The organism is Ensifer sp. 22460 (assembly GCF_052044935.1).
Classification (GTDB): domain Bacteria; phylum Pseudomonadota; class Alphaproteobacteria; order Rhizobiales; family Rhizobiaceae; genus Ensifer.
The window spans coordinates 158640-178491 of record NZ_JBQENZ010000001.1 but is presented as its reverse complement, the minus strand read 5'-3'; the positions used below and the strand labels follow the sequence as shown (position 1 = coordinate 178491).

Annotated in this window: 15 protein-coding genes; 6 read left to right on the top strand and 9 right to left on the bottom strand. The window is 63.4% G+C overall.

Translation table 11 applies throughout. The features are described 5' to 3' along the window. Window positions 1–46 precede the first annotated feature (46 nt). Window positions 47–874, top strand: a complete 828-nt coding sequence (locus ACTJKM_RS00895; RefSeq protein ID WP_112995339.1) for a DsbA family protein — start codon at window positions 47–49, stop codon at window positions 872–874. A gap of 105 nt (window positions 875–979) precedes the next feature. Beyond that, window positions 980–4441 carry a chromosome segregation protein SMC gene (gene smc / locus ACTJKM_RS00890; RefSeq protein ID WP_112995340.1) on the top strand — a complete coding sequence of 1154 codons (3462 nt, stop codon included), beginning with the start codon at window positions 980–982 and terminating at the stop codon, window positions 4439–4441. A 4-nt stretch (window positions 4442–4445) separates the two neighbouring features. On the opposite strand, the gene ACTJKM_RS00885 is transcribed toward smc, so the two are convergent. The 3 genes from ACTJKM_RS00885 to ACTJKM_RS00875 form a co-directional block, all read right to left on the bottom strand. After that, complete coding sequence (locus tag ACTJKM_RS00885) at window positions 4446–6215, bottom strand: caspase family protein (RefSeq protein ID WP_112995341.1); 1770 nt, start codon at window positions 6213–6215, stop codon at window positions 4446–4448. An 88-nt stretch (window positions 6216–6303) separates the two neighbouring features. Then, entirely contained in the window at window positions 6304–8124 is a 1821-nt protein-coding gene (locus tag ACTJKM_RS00880) for a caspase family protein (RefSeq protein ID WP_058325503.1), read from the bottom strand. A gap of 143 nt (window positions 8125–8267) precedes the next feature. After that, on the bottom strand, window positions 8268–10088 hold the full coding sequence (locus tag ACTJKM_RS00875) for a caspase family protein (RefSeq protein ID WP_440659829.1): 1821 nt from the start codon (window positions 10086–10088) through the stop codon (window positions 8268–8270). A 317-nt stretch (window positions 10089–10405) separates the two neighbouring features. On the opposite strand from ACTJKM_RS00875, the gene ppdK reads away from it, so the two are divergent. From ppdK to prfH, 3 genes are all read left to right on the top strand, one after another. Then, on the top strand, window positions 10406–13072 hold the full coding sequence (gene ppdK, locus ACTJKM_RS00870) for a pyruvate, phosphate dikinase (protein WP_440659828.1): 2667 nt from the start codon (window positions 10406–10408) through the stop codon (window positions 13070–13072). A 299-nt stretch (window positions 13073–13371) separates the two neighbouring features. Beyond that, complete coding sequence (locus tag ACTJKM_RS00865; RefSeq protein WP_112995343.1) at window positions 13372–14586, top strand: RNA ligase RtcB family protein; 1215 nt, start codon at window positions 13372–13374, stop codon at window positions 14584–14586. Continuing rightward, window positions 14579–15193, top strand: a complete 615-nt coding sequence (prfH, locus tag ACTJKM_RS00860; protein ID WP_112995344.1) for a peptide chain release factor H — start codon at window positions 14579–14581, stop codon at window positions 15191–15193. Before ACTJKM_RS00865 ends, prfH begins: the two co-directional genes overlap by 8 nt. A 95-nt stretch (window positions 15194–15288) precedes the next feature. On the opposite strand, the gene ACTJKM_RS00855 is transcribed toward prfH, so the two are convergent. Beyond that, a complete protein-coding gene (locus ACTJKM_RS00855) occupies window positions 15289–15540 on the bottom strand; it encodes a hypothetical protein (protein ID WP_110878088.1) in 252 nt (83 codons plus the stop codon). Between the two features lie 265 nt (window positions 15541–15805). Then, window positions 15806–16189: a hypothetical protein gene (locus tag ACTJKM_RS00850; protein WP_110878089.1), complete on the bottom strand. Its 384-nt coding sequence runs from the start codon at window positions 16187–16189 to the stop codon at window positions 15806–15808. Between the two features lie 264 nt (window positions 16190–16453). Here ACTJKM_RS00850 and ACTJKM_RS00845 point away from each other — a divergent pair, with 264 nt between their 5' ends. Continuing rightward, the gene (locus tag ACTJKM_RS00845) at window positions 16454–17362 is read left to right on the top strand and encodes a DUF1499 domain-containing protein (RefSeq protein ID WP_058320358.1); all 909 of its coding nucleotides are present in this window, start codon (window positions 16454–16456) and stop codon (window positions 17360–17362) included. A gap of 24 nt (window positions 17363–17386) precedes the next feature. Here ACTJKM_RS00845 and ACTJKM_RS00840 read toward each other — a convergent pair whose 3' ends face one another. The 4 genes from ACTJKM_RS00840 to ACTJKM_RS00825 are packed head-to-tail and all read right to left on the bottom strand — an operon-like array spanning window position 17387 to window position 19723. After that, the gene (locus ACTJKM_RS00840) at window positions 17387–18034 is read right to left on the bottom strand and encodes a DUF4166 domain-containing protein (RefSeq protein ID WP_112995345.1); all 648 of its coding nucleotides are present in this window, start codon (window positions 18032–18034) and stop codon (window positions 17387–17389) included. Next, window positions 18031–18483: a thiol-disulfide oxidoreductase DCC family protein gene (locus tag ACTJKM_RS00835; protein WP_112995346.1), complete on the bottom strand. Its 453-nt coding sequence runs from the start codon at window positions 18481–18483 to the stop codon at window positions 18031–18033. Before ACTJKM_RS00835 ends, ACTJKM_RS00840 begins: the two co-directional genes overlap by 4 nt. Window positions 18484–18485: 2 nt before the next feature. Then, the gene (locus ACTJKM_RS00830; RefSeq protein ID WP_440659824.1) at window positions 18486–19409 is read right to left on the bottom strand and encodes an MBL fold metallo-hydrolase; all 924 of its coding nucleotides are present in this window, start codon (window positions 19407–19409) and stop codon (window positions 18486–18488) included. 17 nt (window positions 19410–19426) lie between these two features. Further along, on the bottom strand, window positions 19427–19723 hold the full coding sequence (locus tag ACTJKM_RS00825) for a cupin domain-containing protein (protein ID WP_065372590.1): 297 nt from the start codon (window positions 19721–19723) through the stop codon (window positions 19427–19429). Between the last annotated feature and the right edge of the window lie 129 nt (window positions 19724–19852).

Here is a 19852-nt window from a genome sequence, read left to right as displayed (position 1 = left end):
GATATCGAATCCACACCATAAATCCCTCCGAACACGGGTCAAATTCATGTCCGCTTCCGCAATGAACCTTACGAAACGCCTGCTCAGCGGTGCCGCCATCGCAACCGTCGCCCTGGTGCTTGCTGCCTGCAGCGACGAAAAGAAGGAAACGGCATCAACCGCGCCGACCGAGGCGAGCGAGACGGCGGCAAATCCCGCTACGGACGCCATCACCACGGCATCGACGGCCGCGGCCCCTGCAAGCACCGAAGCAAAGCCGGCTGCAGGCACCGAAGTCGCCCAGTCGACCGCCGCTCCCGTGAAGGTCGAGCTTCCTTCTTCGGAAGGCTCGGTCGATCAGGCAAAGCTGCTCGAGCCGGGCGTCCTGCCGGAAATGGCGCTGGGCGAAGCCAATGCGCCGGTCACCATCGTCGAATACATGTCGATGACCTGCCCGCACTGCGCGGCCTTCCACAACAACACGTTCGAAGCGATCAAGACGAAGTACATCGACAGCGGCAAGGTCCGCTTCATCGTGCGCGAATTCCCGTTCGATCCGCGCGCGGCCGCCGCCTTCATGCTGGCGCGTTGCGCGCCGGAAGGCCAGTATTTCCCGATGATCTCCATGCTCTTCAAGCAGCAGCAGCAGTGGGCCGCGGCCCAGAACGGCCGTGATGCGCTGCTGCAAATATCCAAACTCGCCGGTTTTACACAGGAGAGCTTCGAGGCCTGCTTGACGAACCAAAAACTTCTGGATGATGTGAACTCTGTCATGCAGCGGGGCGCAAAGGATTTCGGCGTACAGTCGACGCCGACCTTCTTCGTCAATGGTGAGCACTATTCGGGGGACATGTCGGTTGACGTTATGTCGGCCCTCATCGACAGCAAGCTCTGATCCTTCGCTTTTCCTGAAAACGGGCGACGGCAGCAGCCGTGCGCCCGTTTTTTTCGTTTCGCGGCGCTGTAGAGGGGGGTATCTCGTCGCCCCAGCGTCGCCCGCATGAAGTTCAACAAGCTCCGCCTGCTTGGCTTCAAATCCTTCGTCGAACCGACCGAGTTCATCATCGAGCGGGGCCTGACCGGCGTCGTAGGACCGAATGGTTGCGGCAAGTCGAACCTCGTCGAAGCGCTGCGCTGGGTGATGGGGGAAAACTCCTACAAGAACATGCGCGCCTCCGGCATGGACGACGTGATCTTTTCCGGATCCGGCAACCGTCCGGCGCGCAACACGGCGGAAGTCGGCCTCTATCTCGACAACGGCGATCGCACGGCACCGGCCGCCTTCAACGACAGTGACGAGATCCAGGTGACGCGCCGCATCGAGCGCGAACAGGGCTCCGTCTACCGCATCAACGGCAAGGAGGCGCGCGCCAAGGATGTGCAGCTCCTCTTTGCCGACGCCTCCACGGGCGCGCGCTCGCCGTCGATGGTCGGGCAGGGGCGTATCGGCGAGCTGATCGCCGCCAAACCGCAGGCGCGTCGGCAACTCCTCGAAGAAGCAGCCGGCATTTCCGGACTGCACTCGCGCCGCCATGAGGCGGAACTGCGCCTCCGGGCAGCGGAAACCAACCTTGAACGCCTCGACGACGTAACCTCGCAGCTCGAAAGCCAGATCGAGAGCCTCAAGCGCCAGTCGCGTCAGGCCAATCGCTTCAAGATGCTTTCGGCCGATATCCGCAAGCACGAGGCGATCCTGTTCCATATCCGCTGGGTGCACGCCAAGGAGGCGGAGGCCGAGGCGACGAGCCAGCTCAATCAGATCACGGCGCTGGTCGCGGAAAAGGCGCAAGCGCAGATGCAGGCGGCGAAGGATCAGGCGATTGCCAGCCTGAAGCTGCCGGAGTTGCGCGAGAACGAGGCGCGGTTCGCCGCCGCCTTGCAACGCCTGCAGATCGCCCGCTCGCAGCTTGAAGAGGATGCCGGCCGTATCCTCAGGCGGCGCGACGAGTTGCAGCGCCGTCTGGCGCAGCTTGCCGAAGACATCGCCCGCGAAGAGAGGCTTGTCGTCGACAATGCCGGCATCCTGGCGCGGCTCGACGAAGAAGAAGCCGAACTCAGCGACATGCTGGCCGAGGCCGATGACCGTGCGACGGAAGCACGCGAGCGGCTGGAAGAGGCGAACGAAAAGCTTGCCGGCAACGAAGCGCTGTTGGCGCGGCTGACGGCCGAACGTGCCGAGGCACAGGCCGGTCGCAACCAGCTCGAGCGCACGCTGCGCGATCTCTCGGAGCGCCAGGCCCGGCTTGCGCGTCAGCTCGCCGATCAGTCGCGCGATCTCGACGAGCTAAACCGGCAGATGGCCGCACTTCCCGATCCGCATGAGAAACAGGGCCAGGTCGAGGTTGCCGAGGCCGCGCTCGAAGAAGCGGAAATCAATGTGCTTGCGATCGAGGAGGCTCTGGCAGAGGCGCGCCGCGCCGAGGTCGAGGCGCGTCCGCCTGTTGATCGTTCACGCGCTACTCTCAACGGCATTGAAACCGAAGCGCGCACGATCCGGCGGATGCTGGAAGCGGCATCGGGCGGCACCTATCCCGCCGTCGTCGAGGAGATGAAGGTCGACCGAGGCTTCGAAATCGCGCTCGGCGCAGCCCTTGGCGACGATCTCGATTCACCGCTCGAAACGGACGCGCCTGCCCATTGGCGCGCCCCGGGAGATCATGCCGGCGACGCCGGCCTGCCGGAGAGCGTTACGTCGCTGATTGCGCACGTGAAAGCACCGGATGCGCTGACCCGCGCGCTGAAGCAGATCGGCATTGTCGCAAGCGAAGCGGACGCGGAACGGCTGCTGCCGCTGTTGAAGCCGGGCCAGAGCCTCGTCACCAAGCAGGGCTCCGTCTGGCGCTGGGACGGGCACGTGACCGGCTCCGAGGCGCCGAGTGCGGCCGCCCTGCGACTGGCCCAGAAGAACCGGCTGGCAGAACTCGATGCCGAAGCCGAGGGCGCAGCAGAGGCGCTGCGCCGCGCCGAGGCCGAACTTGCGGCCGCCGGTACACGCATCCACGCCGAAGACGAAAGACTGCGGCTTGCGCGCGATGCGCAGCGCATGATCACGCGGCAGCTAGCTGAAGCCCGTGACGCCCTTGCTGCCGCCGAGCGCGCCTCCGGCGATCTTGCTCGCCGCCGTGCGGTGTTGGCGGAAACGCGCAGCCAGATCGAGGTCCAGGTCGAGGAAGTGGCCGAGCAGATCGAGACGGCCAACGACGCACTGGCGGATGCTCCCGATCTTTCGGAGCTGGAACTGAAACTGCGCACGCAGACCGCCGACGTCGCTGCCGATCGTGCCGCAGTTGCCGAGGCCCGTGCCGCCCATGACGGCCTGGCGCGCGAGAACGAGGCCCGCCAGCGACGCATCACCGCGATAGCCAACGAGCGCCAGACCTGGAAGGCGCGCGCCGCGAGCGCCGAGGAACATATCGCCACGCTACGTGACCGCGAGGCCGAGGCTCGCGACGAAGTGGAAGAACTGATCGACGCGCCCGACGAGTTTGATGACAAGCGCCGTGCGTTGATGAACGAATTGCAGAAGGCAGAAGCGGCACGGCGCGAGGCGGCTGACCTTCTCGCCGAGGCCGAAAATCACCAGCGCGAGGCGGATCGGCTGGCGGCGACGGCGCTCTCCGAGCTGGCGGAATCGCGCGAGAAGCGTGGCCGCGCAGAGGAGCGGCTGGTTTCGGCCCGTGAGCGCCGTGTCGAAATCGAAGCGCGCATCCAGGAAGCGCTCTCCTGTGCGCCGCACGAGGTGATGCGCCTGACCGGGCTCGCTGTCGATGCGGCGTTGCCGGACATGCGCAACATCGAGCGCGAACTCGAACGGCTGAAGATCGAACGCGAACGGCTTGGCGCCGTCAACCTGCGCGCAGAAGAGGAGCAGAAGGAGCTTTCCGAAAAGCTTGCTCTTCTCCTTAGGGAGCGCGACGACGTCATCGAGGCGATCCGCAAGCTCAGGAGCGCCATCCAGAACCTGAACCGCGAGGGCCGCGAGCGCCTGATCGCCGCGTTTGATGTGGTCAACGTGCAGTTCCAGCGGCTCTTCACCCACCTCTTCGGCGGCGGCACCGCCGAGCTGCAACTGATCGAGAGCGACGATCCGCTGGAGGCAGGCCTGGAAATCCTCGCTCGCCCGCCGGGCAAGAAGCCGCAGACCATGACGCTGCTTTCGGGCGGTGAGCAGGCGCTGACGGCGATGGCGCTGATCTTTGCGGTATTCCTCACCAATCCGGCGCCGATCTGCGTGCTCGACGAAGTGGATGCACCGCTCGACGATCACAATGTCGAGCGCTACTGCAACCTGATGGACGAGATGGCGGCCTCGACCGAGACCCGCTTCATCATCATCACCCACAACCCGATCACCATGGCCCGCATGAACCGCCTCTTCGGCGTGACCATGGCCGAGCAGGGCGTGTCCCAACTCGTCTCCGTCGACCTGCAGACGGCAGAGCGGTTGAGGGAAGTGGTGTAGCCACTCACTCGAATTCGGTGATGAACCCCGGCACCGGCCGCAATGCATCGCGCGCTCCCCAGGTATCGATGTAGGCGGCCAGGGGGACCTTGTTTGCGCGATATGCCGCATATAGCGTCGCAGCGCCTGCCTTCTCCGGCGGTCGCCTGAACCACCTGCTGTAGGTGACAACGGCGCCCGTCACCCAGGTCCATGCGTCGCCGATGCCGTTCTCGTTGACGAGCCCGAGCCAGGGTCCGACGCGGCGATGTTCCCCGCCTTCGAACAGGCTGTTGAAGAACCTGGCGTCCGTGTTTACCAGCGAGGCGACGAACGCATTTTCGTCACTGGATTCAATCGTGGCAAGGTGACCGCCGCAGCGTTCAGCAGTCGCCTTGGCTTCCTGCCAGCCGATCTGCCGTGCATCGTAGGCGGCCGCGTAGAGGCGCCCGTCGAACACGCCGTAGGTCAAGGACAGCGGCGACAGGCAACGAACCATGGCCACCACCGCCGCATCCTCAAGCCCCTTGAGATCGGCGGCATCATAGCGGCGTGCGATTGCAGCCGAGAGGATTTGGTGGTCGACGCGAGCAAATCCCAGGCCCAGGGCGGCGCTGGTCTCCTGGTCGAGAAATCCGGATTGCGTCAGACCGCGGGCTGTCTGAAACGAGGTTACCGCCCGGCGCGTCTGGCCACCGAAGGTACCGTCTGTCTGGCCCGTATCGAACCCTTCGCTGCGCAATGCCTCTTGCGCGCTTGAACGCTTTTCCCTGCTGTCGAACACCTTTTGCTCCTGCGCCATCGCTACCAATGGCGACCGCAGGTCGTCAATTGCTCCGAGACGCCGAACGGATTGGCGGGCTGCGTCGGCGTAGCTGCCGCTGCCATGTTTGGCGATGAAGCGTTTCCAGGTTCGAATGGTGTCGACACGCATCGCCTTGCCAAAGTCGAGCGCGGCGAGATCCACGGTGGTCGCCGCCGAATGGGCAGGCTCTCTAACGGCTGTGTCGCGGCCGAGATAGAACTCCAGATCGAGCGAAGACAGAATCTGCGGTGACTGTTTCCCGTTCGTCTCTGAGCGTACTTCCCGGATCACGTGCTTGAAGGCCGTGCCGATTTCAAGGCCAGGGCCGGAGAGATTGGCGATCAGCGCACGGGTAAAGGGCGAGTGCCCGTCGGTGCCGTCTGCGGCGACCTGTCCGGGTGCCGCGGCAAAGGCCACGAGCGTGCCTGCACCCTGCGTGTCAATCGGTGCGAGCCCCCTGATGGCGCCACCGCGGCTTGCGCCCTCCACTTCGCGATTGAGCCGGTCTGCGAGCGGATTGTTGCGGCAGGCATCGAGGAAGATCAGCGAGATCTTCGCACGCTTTTCCAACGCGTTGACAATTTCGGAGAGTGCCATGGTTTCGGCTGGCACGTCGAATTCGCTTTCGAGCCTCGCATCGGTTGCGACAAGGAAATTATCGCCGTGCAGCTGCATGCCATGTCCGGCGTAGTAAAACAGTGCAACGTCTTTGGGGCCGATCTTGCGCGAAAAGCGCGCAAGCGCCTCGGCGAGACCCCTGCGATTTGTATTGAGCACGAGGTCGGCCTCAAAGCCCTGGTCATCGAGGAAGGTCTTGAACGCTTCGGCGTCGCGCGAAGCATTGGGCAGAATACCTGCAACGACGTAGTTGCTCATGCCGACGATCAGCGCCAACCGTTTGCCGTCCTCCTCGGCGAGGGCGTGCCCGACTGCAAGCAGGACGATCAGGGCCGAGAAGACCCAGGACGTGAGTTTTGTACGCCATTTCATGACCTACCCTCCGAGCCTCTGAGCCTGAACGGATTGCCATGACGGGACATTCTTGAATGCACCCCATCGCCGGAATCGATATGCGTGACTACTCAAATTCAAGAACGAGGCTCGGGGACATGTTGATGAGCCCCATGTCTTGCCACGTGTTGAGGTAGGTACTCCTCATGTCTTGCCGGCCGTCACGCTGGGTAAAATACATCGCGGAATCGGCGCCCGGCTTGAATTCGTATGGCGCGCCTGGGACCCATTTTGTGTAAGTCATCGCCTCGCCGCTGTCCCAGTGCCAGCCGCCTTTTGGCTCCTTGCCTTGCGGGTCCTGAACCAGGCCAATCCACGGCCCGATTTTGTAGCTGATGTTGTCCGGAGCGTAGTAGCCCATATCGAAAAAGCCCGGGTCGGCGTTAAACAGCGATGCGATAAAGGCATTTTCCGCGTCCGATGTGATCGAGGCAAGATATGTGCCGCAGTTCTTGGCGACGGTTTCGGCATAGGGTGCGCGAGTCGACCCCGTTCGTGCCACGACATAGAGATGGCCCCCGAAAGCACCATAGACGGAGGGCTCGTGACCCAGGCATTTTATGGCGGCAAGGACGCGTTCGTCCGTTTCGAGCCCGGTAAGGTCGTCGATGTCATAGATTCGCGCCGTCGTTGAACTGTATATGCCCTCTGCCCTGTCGTTGACCTTTATGCCAAGGGCTGCTGCAGTGAGCTCGGTGATGAAACCGCTCGCCGGCTGACGGTTGGTGCTTTGGAAGCGTTTGATCGCTTCGCGTGTCTGTCCGCCGAAAACGCCGTCGGCCACGCCGGATGCAAAGCCCTTGGCTGCGAGTGCTAGCTGGACGTTTTTGCGCTGTTGCTTGTCCGGCAAGAGCCGCGCTTCTACCGACAGCGGAAGATGCGACTGGTTGCGCACTGCTGCGGGTTCGATCTGTGCCAGTGTCTGGCGCGCGAGTTGCGCATACTCGCCGGTGCGGTGCTTTTCGACGAAGAAGTGCCAGATCCGTGGCGTGCCGATCCTCAGGGCCTTCTTGAAATCCGCTTCCGCCCCAAGCGCAGCTGGGTCGACTGCCGGTGCCTGTATTGCAGGCAGGGTGGCATTGGTATGCGGCACTATCATCTCCGGCCCGAAGTAGAATTCCAGCGACAGGGAGGACAGGATTTGCGGCTGCTGTTTGCCCTGCGTTTCCTTGCGCACGTCGCGAACGACCCGCTTGAAAGCGGTGCCGACCTCAAGGCCAGCGCCGGAGAGATTGGCGATCAGCGCGCGGGTGAACGGCGAATGTCCGTCGGTTCCGTCGGCTGCGACCTGGCCAGGGGCGGCGGCGAAGGCGACGAGCGTTCCGCCACCCTGGGTCTCGATCGGCGCCAATCCTCTGGTTGCGCCGCCGCGGGTGGCACCCTCAACTTCGCGCGTGAGTCTTTCGGCGAGTGGGTTGTTGCGGCAGGCATCGAGGAAGACCATCGATATCCTGGCACGTTTCTCCAGTGCATTGATGATCTCGGAAAGCGCTACGGTTTCGGCCGGGACGTCGAATTCGCTCTCAAGCTTTGCATCGGTCCCGACGAGGAAGTTTTCGCCGCGCAGCTGCATGCCGTGCCCGGCGTAGTAGAACAGGGCTGTGTCTTCAGGCCCGATCTTGCGCGAAAAGTTTGAAAGCGCGCCGGCGAGACCCTTGCGATCCGCGTTGAGCACGAGGTCGGTTTCAAATCCCTGGCCCTTGAGGAAGGCGTCGAACGCTTCGGCATCACGTGAGGCATTGGGCAGCGTTCCGGCAACGACGTAGTTGCTCATGCCGACGATCAGCGCCAGCCGTTTGCCACTTCCTTCGGCAAGAGCGTTCCCTGCAGCAAATAGGACCATCAGCGCCGAGAGGAGCCAAAATCTCAGATCCGCACGCCATTTCATGACCTACCCTCCGAGCCCTCGAGACTGAAACGGATTGCCATGACGGGATATTCATGGATGCGTCCCCATCGCGTGAATTATATTAGATAATTGTGATTTATCCAGTTATGCGGGCGTGCCGACCTGCGCGGTGGTCCAGGCGGTCACTCGAATTCGAGAATGAGACCGCCCGTACCGTCGGTTGACCCCATATCGCCCCAGGTGTCGACATAGACGGACTTCGTGTCGGCTCTGCCGTTGCGGTGCGCGTAGTACATGCCGATATCGTCGCCCTTCTTGCCCTCGTTCGGCATGTCCTGGAACCATTTCGTGTAGGTCAGCGGCTTGCCGTTATCCCAGCGCCAGCCGCCCTTGGGCTCCTTGCCCTGTGGATCTTGCGTAAGGCCGATCCATGGGCCCATCTTGTAGCTGACGTTTCCGGTGGGATCGTAGCCCGTCTGGAAGAACCTTTGGTCGGCGTTGAAAAGCGAGGCGACGAAAGTGTTCTCTTCTTGAGAGGAAATCGCCGCAAGATGCGCACCGCAACCGCTGGCGATCCCGCGCGCGTAAACCGCCAGAATCGTTCCCGTTTGCACGGCGACATAGAGATGCCCGCCGAACACGCCGTATACGGTATCGAAATGGCGCAGGCAGGTTAAAGCCTCCAGAACACGTTTATCGGTTTCGAGACCTTCGAGGTTGGCAACATCGTAGCGTCGGGCTTTGGTCGCGCTGTAGATGCCCTCCGCACTGTCGTTGACCTTTATGCCGAGGGCTGCTGCGGTGCGCTCGGTAATGAAACCGCTCGCCGGCTGGCGGTTGGTGCTTTGGAAGAGTTTGATCGCTTCGCGCGTCTGTCCACCGAAAACACCATCGGCCGTGCCCGCCGCAAATCCCTGGGCGGCAAGTGCGAGCTGGACGTTTCGCCGCTTGTCTTTGTCCGGCAACAGCCGTGCTTCGACGGATTGTGGCAGATGAGACTGGTTGCGCACCGCCGCGGGCTCGATCTGTGCCAGCGTCTGGCGAGCGAGTTCCGCATATTCGCCGGTGCGATGCTTTTCGATGAAGAAGTGCCAGATCCGAGGCGTGCCGATCCTCAACGCCTTCTTGAAATCCGCTTCTGCCTCAGTGTCCACGGGTTCCGTGGCCGGCGCCTGTGCGGCCGGCAGGGCGGCCTGGATCTGCGGCGCGGCCGCTTCCGGTCCGAAATAGAATTCGAGCGAAAGCGACGACAGGATCTGAGGCTGCTGCTTGCCCTGCGTTTCCTTGCGCACGTCGCGAACGACGCGTTTGAAGGCAGTGCCGACCTCCAGGCCGGCGCCGGAGAGATTGGCGATCAGAGCGCGCGTAAACGGCGAGTGCCCGTCGGTTCCATCGGCGGCCACTTGCCCGGGCGCGGCGGCAAAGGCGACGAGCGTGCCGGCACCCCGGGTCTCGATCGGCGCCAACCCTCTGGTCGCGCCGCCTCGGGTGGCGCCTTCGACTTCGGTATTCAGCCGGTTGGCGAGCGGGTTGTTGCGGCAGGCATCGAGGAAGATCATCGATATCCGGGCACGTTTCTCCAGCGCGGTAATGATCTCGGACAGGGCTATGGTTTCGGCGGGAACATCGAACTCGCTCTCGAGCTTCGCATCCGTCCCGATGAGGAAGTTCTCGCCGTGCAACTGCATGCCATGGCCGGCGTAATAGAAGAGGGCGACATCCTCCGGGCCGATTTTGCGCGAAAAGCTTGAAAGCGCGGCCGCAAGGCCCCTGCGGTCCGCGTTGAGCACAAGATCGGTTTCAAATCCCTGCCCGTCGAGGAAGGTGCCGAATGCTTCGGCGTCGCGCGAGGCATTGGGCAGCGTTCCTGCCGCCACGTAGTTCGTCATGCCGACGACGAGCGCAAGCCGCTTGCCGCTCTCCTCGGCGAGGCCATGCCCGACCACGAGCAAGACCATCGCGACCGAGAGGAGCCAGGATCTCACTTTCGCACGCCATTGCATGACCTACCCTCCAAGCCCACGGGACTGAAACGGATCGCCATGACGGGATATTCTTGGATGCGCCCCATCGCGTGCATTTATATTAGGTTTTTATAATGGATCGGGCAATGTCGACACTCAAGCCTCTGGCGGACATTTGTGGTGCCGATAGAAGAGGCAAAGCCCATGTTGTGCGGGTTCTGCCCCTCGGCCTGCCAATATGTTGCATTGTTACAGAAAATGATGCGGTGCAGCATAAATCTTCGCCGGATGCATTTTCAGCCTGAAGCATATACTGTAAATCGTCATAAAACACTGTATCTGGGTGGAGAGCAGGCATGACGAAATGGGTTTACACCTTCGGTGGGGGCAAGGCCGAAGGACGTGCAGGTGACCGCGAGCGGTTGGGTGGCAAGGGCGCAAACCTTGCCGAGATGTGCAACCTCGGCTTGCCGGTGCCGCCTGGCCTGACCATCGTCACCGATGCCTGCAACAACTTCTTCGACAACGACAGGCAAATGCCTGACGGCCTGCACGATCAGGTGCGCGAGGGTATCCGCCGGATGGAGGAGGTGACGGGCCGCGTCTTCGGCGACACCAGCCATCCCTTGCTGCTTTCGGTTCGCTCCGGTGCCCGCGCCTCGATGCCGGGCATGATGGATACAGTTCTCAATCTTGGGCTCAACGACGAGTCGGTGCACGCGCTCGGCCATGACGCCGGCGACGCGCGCTTTGCCTGGGACAGCTACCGTCGCTTCATCCAGATGTATGGCGACGTGGTCATGGGCGTCGATCACGACGTCTTCGAGGAAATCCTCGAAGATGAGAAAGCGCGTCTCGGCCACGAACAGGACACCGAGCTTTCCGCGGTCGAGTGGCAGCATGTCATCTCCCGCTACAAGGAGGCGATCGAAGAGGCGCTCGGCGAGCCGTTTCCGCAGGATCCGGAAGTACAGCTTTGGGGCGCCATCGGCGCCGTCTTCTCAAGCTGGATGAACGCGCGCGCGGTGACCTATCGTCATCTGCACGGAATTCCGGCTGCCTGGGGCACGGCGGTCAACGTCCAGGCGATGGTCTTCGGCAATCTCGGCAATGCGTCGGCAACCGGCGTCGCCTTCACCCGCAATCCGTCGACCGGCGAGGGCGAACTCTACGGCGAGTTCCTCGTCAACGCGCAAGGCGAAGACGTTGTTGCCGGCATTCGCACGCCGCAAAACATCACCGAGGCCGCGCGTCTCGCCTCCGGTTCCGACAAGCCGTCGCTCGAAAAGCTGATGCCGGAAGCCTTCACCGAGTTTCGGTCGATCTGTGATACGCTGGAGCGTCACTACCGCGACATGCAGGATCTGGAGTTCACCATCGAGCGCGGCACGCTCTGGATGCTGCAGACGCGCTCGGGCAAGCGCACCGCCAAGGCAGCGCTGAAGATCGCCGTCGATATGGCGGAGGAGGGCCTGATTTCCGAGCAGGAGGCCGTCGCCCGCATCGATCCGGCCTCGCTCGACCAGTTGCTGCATCCGACGATCGATCCGCATGCGCGGCGCGACATCATCGGCTCCGGCCTGCCGGCCTCGCCAGGTGCTGCGACCGGCGAAATCGTCTTCACCTCCGAGGAGGCGGTTCAGGCCGACAAGGAAGGCCGCAAGGTCATTCTCGTGCGCGTCGAAACCAGCCCGGAAGACATTCACGGCATGCACGCCGCCGAAGGCATCCTGACGACGCGCGGTGGCATGACCAGCCATGCGGCCGTCGTTGCCCGCGGCATGGGCACGCCTTGCGTTTCCGGCGCCGGCAGCATCCGCGTCGATCTTCGCAACGAATTGCTGACGGCCGGAAGCGTGACGCTCCGCAAGGGCGACGTCATCACCATCGACGGCTCGTCCGGTCAGGTGCTGAAAGGGTCGATCGCCATGCTGCAGCCGGAGCTTTCCGGCGACTTCGGCAAGATCATGGCCTGGGCGGATGCCAGCCGCCGCATGACTGTCAGAACCAATGCCGAAACCCCGGCGGATGCGCGCGCGGCGCGCTCCTTCGGCGCCGAGGGCATCGGCCTCTGCCGCACCGAGCACATGTTCTTCGAGGATGACCGCATCAACGTCATGCGCGAGATGATCCTCGCCGACGACGAGGCCGGCCGGCGCTTGGCACTCGCCAAGCTCCTGCCGATGCAGCGCTCGGATTTCGCCGAATTGTTCTCGATCATGCATGGCCTGCCGGTGACAATCCGCCTGCTCGACCCGCCGCTGCACGAGTTCTTGCCGAAGACCGACGAGGAGATCGCCGATGTCGCCGGCGCACTTTCGCTTGACCCGTCGGCACTGCGCCAGCGTGTCGACGAGCTGCACGAGTTCAACCCAATGCTCGGCCATCGTGGGTGCCGTCTGGCAATCTCCTATCCTGAGATCGCCGAGATGCAGGCGCGCGCCATCTTCGAGGCTGCCGTCGAGGCCGCCCGCGAAACCGGCGCGGCCGTCGTTCCTGAAATCATGGTGCCGCTCGTCGGCCTCCGGGCCGAACTCGACTACGTCAAGGAGCGCATCGACGCGGTCGCCAAGGCGGTGATCGGCGAAGCCGGCATCGGCATCGACTATCTCGTCGGCACGATGATCGAACTGCCGCGCGCAGCACTCCGCGCCGGCGTAATCGCCGAAGCGGCCGACTTCTTCTCTTTCGGCACCAACGACCTGACGCAGACGACCTTCGGCATCTCGCGCGACGACGCCTCGCAGTTCCTGGCGACCTACCAGCAGAAGGGCATCATCGAGCAGGACCCCTTCGTCTCGCTCGATTTCGAAGGTGTCGGCGAACTGATCCAGATCGCCGCCGAACGTGGACGACGCACCAAGAACGGCCTGAAGCTCGGCATCTGCGGCGAACATGGCGGTGACCCGGCCTCGATCCGCTTCTGCGAGGACGCCGGTCTCGACTACGTCTCCTGCTCGCCGTTCCGCGTACCGATTGCCCGTCTTGCCGCCGCCCAGGCGGCGATCAACGGCAAGGGGTAGGGGCGCCCTCTGCGTGTTGCAACGATGCAACGCGCGGACGCTGGTTTATCGGAGCCCTGCATTCCTGGTTGCACGCGGCGAGCGGATAGTGCATCAGCGCCTCGTTCGCGCCGTATCGGCGCGGGCGATCGCTAGCTATGCATGTGCATAGAGGTTTGTTCAGAACGGGACCGGAAAATGACGCAGTGCGTTTCCACACGCCCCTTGGGGCTTCGCGGCTAATCAGCGTTGATGCGCTGAAAGGGCCCGTCCTGCTGGCCAATGTGCCGGCTGTTTGACCCTGTTCTGGATTATTTTTCATGGGCAATCATTCTTTTGGGGACATCGTCCCCGAAGGCGACGATGGTGCGCGCAGAGCGACCGTCACGAATTATTTTACTGCCGGCAGCTGGATTGAAGGCGCGGCAGTTCATCAACTGGCGGGAATTGCCAGTCTCCCCGGCATGATCTCGGTCGCCGGTTTCCCGGATCTGCACCCGGGCAAGTATGGCCCCGTCGGCATGGTCGCGCTTTCGCAGCGGCTCTACCCGCAGCTGATCGGCAACGATATCGGCTGCGGCATGTCATTCTTCGAGCTCTCCTTGCCGCTGCGCAAATTCAAGGTCGAAAAGGCGGCCGAGCAACTGCGCAGGCTGGAGCAGATCGATCTCGGCGACATGGCAACCCGCCTGGCGGAGCACGATCTTTCGCCTGACATGGGCCCGCAATCCCTCGGCACCATCGGCGGCGGCAACCACTTCTGTGAGCTGCAGGCCGTGGACGAAGTGTTCGAGGACGAGGCGGAAAGTGTGGCCGACCGGCAGAAGCTCTATCTTCTGGTCCACTCGGGCTCGCGTTCGCTGGGCGCCAATCTTTTCGGTCGCACGCTCGGCACAGAACACTTGCGGGACGGTCTGGCTGCCGGTTCGGCCGCCGCCGTTGAATGGCTCGCCGGAAGCGGCGAGTGCGTTCGATGGGCTTCGCTTAACCGGCGAATGGTGGCGGAGCGGGCAGCGCGGACGTTGCGCGCCGATCTGTCGCTGGTTGCCGATATCCCGCACAACCTGGTGCGGGCCACGGCGTCGGGCTTCCTGCACTATAAGGGCGCGGCCGCAATCGGTGAGGATGCCGTCGCGCCGGTCGCTGGATCGCGCGCAACGCGAAGCTTTCTGGTGCGCGCCCTGGCCGGTGCGGAGCGATCGCATTGGGGCATCTCGCACGGTGCGGGGAGGAAATATGACCGTAAGGCCATGCACGGCCGCGTGGGTGGCAATCGCTCCGAGCGTGATGCCTTGCGCATCAATGCCTGGGGTGGTCTCGCAATCTGCGAGGATCGCAACCTGCTGATCGAGGAGGCGGCCGGCGCCTACAAGGATGCCGCTAAGGTTGTCGCAGACCTCGAGGCGTTCGGGCTTATTCGACCGATCGCGGCGATGAAGCCGCTCGTCACCTACAAGAACGTGCAGCCGCAGGAACGGGTGCGCGAGAAAACGAAGTGGGAGCGGACGACGATAAGGAGGATGCGCCATGGGTGAAGTAACGCTCTTTCTGACCTCCGGCAACGGTCCGGTGGAATGTCGCATTGCCATGGCCGCGCTGATCGACATCATGGGCAAGGAAGCGAAGGTCAACGGCTGCAGCTTTGACCTGGCCCTTGGCGGGCAACCGGATGCGTTCGGTCCAAAATCCGCAATCGTCACGATGGCAGGCGCTCGATCCGAAGATTTGGCAAGAGCCTATTGCGGGACGATTCGCTTTGTTTTCAAGAGCCCGGTTAGAAAAGGGCATCAACGACAGAACTGGTTTGTCGGTGTCCGGCAAGTGGATCTTTCCGGCGCGGGCGTCGTACCGACGATCGAGCTTGGGGATTTGCGCTTCGAAACCTTGCGGGCCGGCGGGCCCGGTGGCCAGCATCAAAACACCACCGATAGCGCCGTGCGGGCGACGCATGTCCCCACGGGCCACACGGTCGTTTGCCGAGAGGAGCGATCGCAGCATCGCAACAAGGCAACTGCAATCCGCAGGCTTCAAGCCATTCTGGATCTCATCGCCGCCGGGAACGAGCAGCAAGAAAAGACGGCCTTGTTCATGGCCAGCAAGGAGCTGGAGCGGGGTAACGCGGTCAAGACCTTCCGCCTGTAGCCTTCCTTGGCGACCCGGGCTTGTGCGCCCGGGTCGCCTTGATACGCTGATCGTCGAGCCGCGACATTACCGGTTGCTTCGGTTGAACGCCTCCGTCAGCGCATGATGACGACGGGGCGGTCCCAGCCCCACATCATCACGTCGTTCTGATAGCGGAAGGCGCGCGATTCAGCGCGCCGGTCGAGTTCGATGCGTTGCAGGCAGGTGGCAAAGGCGTCGGTGCCGCGGCGGAAACCGTATGAGGCGCAGGTGTTGCCGTCGGCGATGCGCCGTTCCTCAGGTGTCGTCGTCTGGCACGCCGTCAGCAGCAGGGCGGCTGCGACTAGCATCGTCAATCGGGTCGTCATGATGTTCGTGTCTCCTGGGTGCCGCCTTCGTATTCATTTCTCGAATCGCAATTAATATAGGGAGTTGCGCCAAAAATCGAAGCGGATCACGCCAATTCTGCGGCAGGCGCGCGGTCGCACGCAGGGGAGACGCAAGGCGTACGATGTCGTCCTGAAAGTTGGTTTTCTGAGGCTTGGCCCGACGTGATCAGCACGCCAGAACCGGCACGTCAGCGCGTAGGTTTTTCGATTGAAGCCAGTTTGCACCGCCGCCGGCAGGCGGCGATCACATGCGTTCGAGCACGCCGACGAAGGACTCGGCAAAGCGCTCGAGGTCTCGCGTGCCATCGCCCGGGTGCTCGAGGCGGATGGTCGTGCCCTGCTCATCAAGGCAGGCAAACAGGATCGATGTTTCGGTGTCCTGTTCGCCAAGCCGGAGCACGGCGACACTCAGGCAATCTTCGACCAGTTCCGAAGCAGGCAATGCAAACAGAAACTCGCCGCCGGCATTGTCGGCAACGGTCCGGACAAAACCAGCGAAATCGTCCTTGTTTCCGGAAAAGCCGTCGAGGGAGAGTTCGAGCTCGAAGAGCCCCATCGGAACTCCGCCGTCACGCGGGGGAAGAGGGGTAGGGGTGGCAATGGCCACGGCTGCCTGCGATGCGCCCATGTCGGTTCTCCGTCGATCGCCGCGTACTCTCGCATGAAGCCGTGCGCGGCCGTTGCCTCCGATTGAAACTCCGCGCCGGCCGATTCTTGGGCGCGCGAACACATTCCCATGTGTTGATAGGTGGTTAACGAGAATGGCGATTTTGCGGCGAAGCCTCAGGCGTGGCCCGCGGCGCGGCGGCCGACTGGGCATTGCCTGTTTTCACGGCACGGGGCATGGTCTAAGAATGCGATCTGTTTCGCGGCAGGGGATTGATTCAACTACATGATGGTCCGGTACGAGCGTCCCTATTCCTATGCCGCCCATTGGGCGCGTCGCTTCGCCCGTGTCTCCTTCGTGCTCTTTGTGCTCTCGCTGCTGGCGCACCGCTTCGGGCCACTGACGACACCGCATTTCCTGGCTCTTGTCGGCCTGTCCGGCATTTTCGCGCTGCTCGGCGTATTGCTTGCCGTCGTCGGTCTTGCACGCCTCTGGCAGGTCGCCGCGATCGGCGGCCTCGCGTCTGCTGCGGCTCTTGTCTATGCCGCGCCGGCGCTCGGTTTCATCGGCTTCGGCGTCGTGCAATATCTGACCCGCCCGGCGATCTACGATGTCAGCACCGACACGGTGACGCCGCCGCCATGGCTCAAGGTACCGCAGACCGAAGAGAGCTGGCTGAAACGCAAGGGCGCTGTGACGCCCGAGGACCGGGAAGCGCAGATCCTTGCCTATCCGGGCCTCACCGGCCGGCGCTACGATGGCGCACTCGACCGCGTTTACCAGGGCGTGCGCACTGTCATCGAACAGAACCGCGTCGGCATCACCGAGGAGCTTGGCGTCGAAAACGCCCGCGCCGATCTCGAGGATCTGACCGTACGGCCGAATGCCGGGGCGGAGACGACCGTCGAACCGGAGAACGTACCGGTGCCGGCGGCGCGGCCGGAACTCTCGCTCGAAGGGGCGATTGCGGGGCGCCGCGCCAGCGACGTCGTGCTCCAGGGCGAATGGCGCACGCTGATCGCCGGCTTCCGTTTCGATGTGTTGATCCGGCTGCGCGAAGAGGCCGAAACGACCTTCGTAGACCTGCGTGTCGCCTCCCGCTATGGCCCGCATGACCTCGGCATGGGCGCCGCCTTCGCTGATCAGTTCCTGCGGGCGCTCGATGCCGAGCTGCTCGGCATTGCCGGCGATTGATCGGCAGAGTACCGCCAGGAGACGTCAGTCGTTCACGGCGGCGCCGCGGCCATCGAATCCAGCGGTAGCTTTTCGGTCGAGGGCGGGCGCCCGCAACGACGTCGACTCATCGGCTGGTGCAAGCCAGCCGCGATAGCGCACGATCAAGCCGGTCAAGGGGCTTTCGACCTCCACATGGAAGTGAAACAGGCCGTCGCGATCTTCCTCGAACGTCCGACCGCCCGGCGCGAGCCGCAAGGGAAGCGGGAGGCCGAGGAAGGACCAGGCGCGAACCGAGAGGTGCAGGCGATTTTCTGCAGGCTCCAAGGCGCACAGGATGCGGACCGGTCCGAAATCCTCCACCAGCAGTTGTTCGTTCCGCTTCTCTATCTTCTGCTGTGAACTGCGCAGGATCTTTTCACCGAAGCGCCGGGTCCAGACCTCCCGACCATTGCCGCAGGCGAAGCGGATATCGACCGGCACATCCGCACCGGCGCTAGGAAAGCCGAAGACAGAGGCGACAAGACGGGCCCAGATCGATCCGCCTCGCTCGACGACCGCACGTCCGCAAAAGGTGGCGTGTCCTTCCGACCTGTCATGCAGGGCGCGGATAGAGGCAGGCACGCGATCCCAGTCGCGTCCGAGGATCCGCCGGTAGAGGCTCTGCTGTTGGACCATGATTTCCGTCGTCATGCGATGAAGCGTCCACGCTCCTCGGGCGTCGGCACCATGCAACTCTGACGGCGCCCGGCGATGCGATAGCGGTTTTTCGCAACGAGATCATAGAGTGGGTCGCGAAGGGCAGCGGGCAGGATACGGCAGACGTTCACCAGCGACCATGGCAGGCCGAGCCGCTCAAGCGTCCGCATCGAGCCGTCGGATTTGAAGCGGGCGACGCCGTCCTCGATCAGGATGTTGCTTTCGAAGCTGCTGGCGTCAAGGCCGTAGTGCCGATAGAGCGCCTGGCCAAGCGGCGACTGCGCTGTGAGATAGCGATATTGCGCTCGCCGGTCACGGCGAAGCAGGAAACGTACCCAGCCGGAACAGAAAATGCATTCGCCGTCGAAGACGATTACGGGTTTGTCGTCAGCAAAGGCAGGCACCGCGGCATCGCTGCGATAGCTGTAGGCCTCCCGCCGCATGATCAGCCGGCTCCGCCAGGCGCCAGCCGGTAGGCGCCAAGGAGCGAGGGCGGCCCATCGGTCTCGACCCGCCCTTGCTCGATCAGGTCTTCCAGATGGGCAAGGACCGAAAGTGCCGCCGCCCCATGCAGCCGGATATCGGTCGAGGCATAGATGACCTTGACCATATCTGGGATACGGCTGTCGCCGGCTCGGATGCGTTCGAGCACGGCGCGTTCGCGCATCTTGCGGTGGGCGCGCAAGCCACGAAGGAAGGAGGCGGGCTCGGTCACCGGCCCGCCATGGCCGGGCAGGTAGAGATGCTCGTCGCGGTAAAGCAGCTTTTCGAGCGAGGCCATGTAGTCGGCCATGGCGCCATCCGGCGGCGCGACGATCGTCGTCGCCCAAGCCATGACGTGGTCCGCGGAAAAGAGGATACCGGTGCCGTCGAGTGCGAAGGCCATGTGGTTGGCCGTATGGCCGGGCGTCGTCAGCCCCGTCAGACTCCAGCCATCGCCCTCGATCCGCCCGCCATCGGCAAGCACGAGATCGGGGGCGAACTCCATGTCCGAACTCTCGGCGAAAGGATTGGTCTCGCCCGTATGCAAGGGGCGGGCGGAGCGGTGTGGCCCTTCGCCCACGATCAGCGCGCCGGTCGCAGCCTTCAGCCGGCGCGCAAGTGGCGAGTGGTCGCGATGCGTATGGCTGACGGCGATATGGGTGACTTCACGGCCAGCAAGGGCCGCCATCAGCGCCTCTAAATGCGCCTCGTCGTCCGGGCCGGGGTCGATCACCGCAACGGAACGCTTTCCGACGATATAGCTGTTGGTGCCGTGGAAGGTGAAGGGGCCGGGATTGTTGACGGTGATGCGCTGCACATCGTCCGCAACTGTCACGGCCTCGCCGTGGGCCGGCTTGAAATCGAGATCGAAGTCCGGGCCCTGCATGCGTCTCTTCCTGGCTTTCACTTGTATTCGATCTCGATGAACGACATCGGCTCGGCTCCGGCATTGACGACATTGTGCGCCATGCCCGCCTCGCGGCGATAGGCCGCCCCCTTGGCGATATCGACGCGGCGGCTGCCGCCTTCCTCCTCGAGCAGGAACTGGCAGTCGGTCATCGGCACGACGACATAGCCGAGCCCGTGCACATGATGGCCGGTGTCGGCGCCGGGCTCGAAATCCCAGCGGGTGATCCGCACAACCGCGTCATCGACGAGCACGCTCGGAACGGCAGGAGGGCGGGCGCGAAACTGGCTCATGATCTTCTCCATTTCGGCGGGACAATAGGAGGTGCGATGCAGGAAGGGAAGGGTGCAGGCGGCAGCGGCAGACGTTGTGTCGCGGTGTGCTCGCCGGCCATTTGCACAGCTGATCGACAAATCCGCCGA

Coding starts and splice junctions, on each gene's coding strand:
- ACTJKM_RS00895 (WP_112995339.1), top strand. CDS start 47: ATGTCCGCTTCCGCAATGAACCTTACGAAACGCCTGCTCAGCGGTGCC.
- smc (WP_112995340.1), top strand. CDS start 980: ATGAAGTTCAACAAGCTCCGCCTGCTTGGCTTCAAATCCTTCGTCGAA.
- ACTJKM_RS00885 (WP_112995341.1), bottom strand. CDS start 6,215: ATGAAATGGCGTACAAAACTCACGTCCTGGGTCTTCTCGGCCCTGATC.
- ACTJKM_RS00880 (WP_058325503.1), bottom strand. CDS start 8,124: ATGAAATGGCGTGCGGATCTGAGATTTTGGCTCCTCTCGGCGCTGATG.
- ACTJKM_RS00875 (WP_440659829.1), bottom strand. CDS start 10,088: ATGCAATGGCGTGCGAAAGTGAGATCCTGGCTCCTCTCGGTCGCGATG.
- ppdK (WP_440659828.1), top strand. CDS start 10,406: ATGACGAAATGGGTTTACACCTTCGGTGGGGGCAAGGCCGAAGGACGT.
- ACTJKM_RS00865 (WP_112995343.1), top strand. CDS start 13,372: ATGGGCAATCATTCTTTTGGGGACATCGTCCCCGAAGGCGACGATGGT.
- prfH (WP_112995344.1), top strand. CDS start 14,579: ATGGGTGAAGTAACGCTCTTTCTGACCTCCGGCAACGGTCCGGTGGAA.
- ACTJKM_RS00855 (WP_110878088.1), bottom strand. CDS start 15,540: ATGACGACCCGATTGACGATGCTAGTCGCAGCCGCCCTGCTGCTGACG.
- ACTJKM_RS00850 (WP_110878089.1), bottom strand. CDS start 16,189: ATGGGCGCATCGCAGGCAGCCGTGGCCATTGCCACCCCTACCCCTCTT.
- ACTJKM_RS00845 (WP_058320358.1), top strand. CDS start 16,454: ATGATGGTCCGGTACGAGCGTCCCTATTCCTATGCCGCCCATTGGGCG.
- ACTJKM_RS00840 (WP_112995345.1), bottom strand. CDS start 18,034: ATGACGACGGAAATCATGGTCCAACAGCAGAGCCTCTACCGGCGGATC.
- ACTJKM_RS00835 (WP_112995346.1), bottom strand. CDS start 18,483: ATGCGGCGGGAGGCCTACAGCTATCGCAGCGATGCCGCGGTGCCTGCC.
- ACTJKM_RS00830 (WP_440659824.1), bottom strand. CDS start 19,409: ATGCAGGGCCCGGACTTCGATCTCGATTTCAAGCCGGCCCACGGCGAG.
- ACTJKM_RS00825 (WP_065372590.1), bottom strand. CDS start 19,723: ATGAGCCAGTTTCGCGCCCGCCCTCCTGCCGTTCCGAGCGTGCTCGTC.